Source organism: Phormidium sp. CCY1219, from assembly GCF_035615515.1.
Lineage (GTDB): Bacteria > Cyanobacteriota > Cyanobacteriia > Cyanobacteriales > Laspinemataceae > CCY1219.
On sequence record NZ_JAJENT010000205.1, the window covers coordinates 1 to 3,989 of the forward strand.

The 3,989-nt window shown below is 52.2% G+C and carries 3 protein-coding genes; 1 reads left to right on the forward strand and 2 read right to left on the reverse strand.

What is annotated here, in order from left to right:
* Positions 1 to 68 precede the first annotated feature (68 nt).
* On the reverse strand, positions 69 to 1,388 hold the full coding sequence (locus tag LKK83_RS01435) for a serine hydrolase (RefSeq protein ID WP_324628968.1): 1,320 nt from the start codon (positions 1,386 to 1,388) through the stop codon (positions 69 to 71).
* Positions 1,389 to 1,661: 273 nt separating this feature from the next.
* The gene (locus tag LKK83_RS01440) at positions 1,662 to 1,802 is read right to left on the reverse strand and encodes a hypothetical protein (RefSeq protein WP_324628969.1); all 141 of its coding nucleotides are present in this window, start codon (positions 1,800 to 1,802) and stop codon (positions 1,662 to 1,664) included.
* A gap of 103 nt (positions 1,803 to 1,905) precedes the next feature.
* On the opposite strand from LKK83_RS01440, the gene LKK83_RS01445 reads away from it, so the two are divergent.
* Entirely contained in the window at positions 1,906 to 3,684 is a 1,779-nt protein-coding gene (locus LKK83_RS01445) for a hypothetical protein (RefSeq protein WP_324628970.1), read from the forward strand.
* The last annotated feature ends 305 nt before the right edge of the window (positions 3,685 to 3,989 follow it).

Below are 3,989 nucleotides of genomic sequence, written 5' to 3' on the forward strand. Positions count from 1 at the left end.
GGAAAAGCGCCTTTAAAAGTCCGACTTTGGACTCTTTAAGAATCCCTCGGATTTATCCGTAGGGAGTATCAAAGTTGTCCGCTACGGAAAATATGCTCGGAAATTTCCGTAATAAATCGGCGAATGCTCGGTTCGCTGTAAAATCCATCATCAATGACCGTGATGACGTAGGTTTCGCCGAATAAATTCATCGCCAAGGTGGTGCCCAAAACCCGGGACGTTTGACCGGTTTTTTCCCCCAACCAATTGCCAAAACCCACTTTGATGCCGGCAAAGCCCAAAGCGCGATCGTATTGGTCTTCTAAGGCGCGAATCAGAATTTCATCCCCGAGATGTTCGCGATTGTAAATTTGCAGCATCATCTCGGTGAGTTCGTCGCTGGTGGTTTGGTTGCTTCCGATCGCCACATTTTGGGGATAGGTCCGATTGCCCACAAATTTAGAGTAAACCCGGGTAATTTCAAAGCCGCGTTTTTGCAACACTTGATTGATGTAATCCCAGCCGAGATAATCGATGATTTGGTTGGGGGCAATGTTGCTGCTGTGGGCGATCGCTTCTTTTAACAGTTCTTCCATCGGGTAATTTCGACCCACACGAATCGGCGACGCATCTTCCGTGTAGTTGCCCGGATCCACATAAATTGGCGCGTCCAAACGCATTTTTTCCGTGGTCAATTTGTGCATCAGCGCCACGGCGATCGGGACTTTCATTAAACTGGCTGCATCCCGGGCCGGTTCGTTCCCGCGCAGACGCCGACAAATGCGGCTAGTCACGTGGCAAATGGTAATTTTCACCCGCGACGAAAGGCCACTGTTTTGGGCAATGGGAATTAAAAAGTCCGATTGGGCGACTTCTAGGGCGTAGGCGATCGCGTTGTAGTAGGTTTGGTATTCCCGGATTTTGGCGGCGGCCCGATCGCCGTAGTCTGAGTCCGGGGGAACCTGACGCAGAGACGCGATCGCCTCGGACCAGAGGGATTTAATTTCTTGTAACCTATCGATGGCGGGATCGTCGGTTTTTGCCAACGCCACCGCCTCCGATGCCAGAGTTAGGGCCTCTTCCCAGTAGGGTTTGCCATTGAGTTGCTTGCTAATTTTGCGTTCTGCTGTTTGAACCTGCTGCAACAGAGTATTGGAGTGTTGCACCAAGGGGAGAAATTCCGACCTCTGGGAAGACGCCGATGGGCGATCGCCGCAAGATGGATCCGCCGCCACCCGGGAGTCCTCTGCCCCAGAATCTCTGGGGGCCGCTTCCGGCGACGGGCAAACCGACGGTGGCGATTTAGCTTGCGGGTTGGGTATCCAAATCCCCGCCAACAGCGCCACCGAACTGGTTAAGGCGATCGCGATTCCTCGATTTCGTTTTTGCTTGCCTCTGTGCCGATGCACGTGCTACCTCACACCACTAAAAACCGTAGCATCGCTATTGTACTCAATCTTGGGCAATGCGTCAGGGGATTTTTTTGGCCGGCAGGCTGTTGCGGGTGCAAAAAAACTCTAACCGCCCAGGCGACTCGATTTGTTCCGTTGGTTGCCCCACCCTCTCCTAGATGTAGAACTCCACCCAGGGTTTAGAAAAATGGGATTAGCACATCACGGCGATCGCTACTCTCGCACACGCAAGTGAGACGCTTGGATTCCCGAAACTCCCCTCACCTCACTTTAGCTCACTTTTAAAGTCTGCCGCTGCAATTCTCCCACCCATTGGGAACCGAGAGTCGCGCACCTCACCGCGATCGGCAATCGATACAATTGCGATCGCTCCATAGCACAGTCGCATTTCTCCCCTTGGCGACGCAGCAATTCGATCTCCCGCTGCGATCGGGGTGTTCCAGGTCAAGGACTTGACAATTTCATCAAATCGGTTGACAATTGACCTAATTTGTGTTAAATGCGAGGGAACCCTATGCTAGTGGACATTTTGATGTTATTTGCCAGCGCGGTGGTGGGGGAAGGGACAAGCGAAGTGCGCCAGTGGGCGCAGAGAAAAGCACGGGAGAACAATCCGGGAATCGATACAGCGCTGCTGCAGGCACATCAGAACGCCTTGAGGCAGATTCGCACCTATTGCCAGGGCGTGCCCGAGTGGGAACGGGAGTATTTGGTTATTGTAGCACGATTGGACAGACTGCGGGAAGACGGTAAGGTGATTTTAGGCATGGTGCAGGGAGGTGAAATGCCCGGAAGTGAGGCGAGTTTGGCCCCGGTGGCACAGGAGGCGATCGCAGATCGGTTGATGCAGCGCTTGTCAAGAAAACACCACTGGTTGCGAGAAGCGCCGCCAGTCTTGGTGCGGGCATTTCGCGGGTTATACCTGCCGCAATTGGTGCATTATTTCCGCCTCGAAATCAAACAGGATCCGGAAGTGTTTCGCAGCTTAATCCACGATATGCTCGCACAAACCGGGCAACGGGTGGCCCATCTCGATCGCCAACTGGGGGACATTCGCACCAGACTCGATGAAGGCGTGGATGCCTTTTTGGCCTCATCTCGCGGCATCGATCGCCGCTTTGATGAATTGATAACCGCCTTAAAACCCCCCCAATCGGTGCCGGCAGACTTTGCCTCATATATTAACGAAAAAACCGCCGAATTCATCGGACGAGAATTCGTCTTTACCGCGATTCAAAACTTTATGCAAACCAAATCGAAAGGGTATTTTATCGTCGAAGCAGACCCTGGCGTGGGCAAAACTGCTTTGCTGGCGCAATACGTGCGGCAAACCGGGTGTCTGGCCTATTTTAACATCATGTCCGAAGGCAGAACCCGCGCCGATGACTTCCTCAAAAGCGTTTGCGCCCAACTCATCCAGCGTTACGATTTAAACTACTCCTTGCCCTTGCATCCGGATAATGCTCGCAACGGCAACTTTTTGAGTAAATTGCTCACAGAAGTAGCGGCAAAAACAGGCAGAGTGGAAATCGCCGTAGATGCCTTGGATGAAGTGGATTTAACCACGCAAAATAGCCCCGGAGCCAACGTGCTTTATCTGCCTACTACCTTGCCCGATGGGGTGTATTTCATCCTCACCAAACGCCCGGAAAATTTGCCGTTTGTGGTGTCTGCACCCCAGCAGGTATTTGACTTGATGGACGAGAGACATCGGGAGGAGAATTTACGAGATATCCAGCGGTTTATTCGCGATCGCGCCGCCCGTGCAACCGTGAGCCAGTGGATGGAAGCGCGCCATGTCACCCTAGCAGACTTCACCGCAGTGCTGACCCGCAACAGCGAAGGGAATTTTATGTACTTAAAGTACGTTTTGGACGATATCGAGAAGGGAGATTATGCCAATTTGAACTTAGCAACCTTGCCCCAAGGCTTGCAGAAGTATTACGAACAACACTGGCAACGGATGGGGATGACGGCCAAACCCCTACCGCGCAGAAAGCTGAAAATTATTTATTTATTGTCCAAAACCCGCAAACCGGTTTCGTGCAATTTGCTGGCGGATTTTGCCGAGGAAGACCCCCTCGACGTGCAGGAGGTACTCGACCAGTGGGAACAATTTTTGCGGGTTCGTCCCCTGAATGGAGATTGGGGGTATAGTATTTATCACAAAAGCTTTCAAGACTTTTTGTTTAACCGGAGAACCGTGCAACAAGCCGGGGTTTCCCTACCCGATATCGAACAGGCGATCGTGGATAATTTGTGGGAAGATTTATACGGAGAGGAGTCGAATTAAATGGCAACCAACTGCGCCTTAAACTCCTTCTCAAACTGAGTCTGGGCACCCCAGAAATGATTATTCGGGAAGCGGGGTGCCTCGAGACCCTCCGCCGCCAATTCAGCAGGGGGTTGAGAGGATCCGCTGCCAAAGGATTAGGCGATCGCTCTGGGCAATCTGTCCCCTCCTTCAATTAAAATCGGATAAGCATTCCATAAGCGAAGGGGTGGAACCAGGGGAAACCAGGTCAGGGACTCCGTAGAAACCAACCCCATATCTAAAGCCAGGGGCTTGTACTTCTAACCACCTGACCAGCCTAAACC

What these genes read in the sequence shown, in the direction of transcription:
- LKK83_RS01445 (WP_324628970.1), top strand. Translation starts at nt 1,906, where the DNA reads ATGCTAGTGGACATTTTGATGTTATTTGCCAGCGCGGTGGTGGGGGAA.